Origin of the sequence: Pseudomonas floridensis (assembly GCF_002087235.1) — a bacterium.
GTDB classification, from domain to species: domain Bacteria; phylum Pseudomonadota; class Gammaproteobacteria; order Pseudomonadales; family Pseudomonadaceae; genus Aquipseudomonas; species Aquipseudomonas floridensis.
The window spans coordinates 1-864 of sequence record NZ_MUIO01000269.1; the positions used below are offsets into that span (position 1 = coordinate 1).

Annotated in this window: 1 pseudogene; it reads left to right on the forward strand. The window is 62.0% G+C overall.

Annotated features, from left to right (window positions below):
* Positions 1-864, forward strand: a pseudogene (locus BZK31_RS28825) (lytic murein transglycosylase); the annotation flags it as partial.

An 864-nucleotide genomic window follows, 5' to 3' on the forward strand; every position in this document is an offset into this window, starting at 1 on the left:
ACGCCGGTGGATGAAGCCATGTCCGATGTCGTAGGCCTTGGTCTGCGTCGACTGGCTCGTCAGGACCCGCAGAAAGCCCTGGCAATGCTGGACAGTTACGCGATCACCATGCATTTCTCCCGTGAGGAGCAGGTGGAAATCGCCAAGGAAATCGGCCTGACACTCGCGCGCCGCTACGATGATCGGGCGCTTGAGGTGATGACCAAATACGATCCCGAGCTGCGCGATAATACCGTGACCGAATGGCGCTTGCGCCTGCTGCTGCGACTGGGTCGCTGGGAAGATGCCTATGAACTGGCCCGCCGCCTGCCCAAGGATCTGGCCAGCACCAATCGCTGGCGTTATTGGGAAGCCCGCGCACTGGAACTGGCCCAGCCCAACAGCCCGTTGATCGCCGCGCTGTACAAGGATGTGGCCAAGGAGCGTGACTTCTATGGCTTTTTGGCCGCCGACCGCACCCAAAGCCCTTACCAGCTCAACAACAAGCCACTGGTGCTCAGCCAGGCGCTGATCAACAAGGTGCGCAACACACCGGGTGTACGTCGGGCGCTGGAGTTTCATGACCGCGGCGAGATCGTCGACGGCCGCCGCGAGTGGTATCACGTCAGCCGCCTGTTCAATCGCGATGAAATGGTCGCCCAGGCCAAGCTGGCCTACGACCTGAAGTGGTATTTCCCGGCCATCCGCACCATCAGTCAGGCGCAATACTGGGATGACCTGGACATTCGCTTCCCGATGGCGCACCGCGACACTCTGGTGCGCGAAGCCAAGGTCCGCGGCCTGCATTCCAGCTGGGTGTTCGCGATTACCCGTCAGGAAAGCGCCTTCATGGACGACGCACGTTCCGGCGTCGGCGCCAGCGGC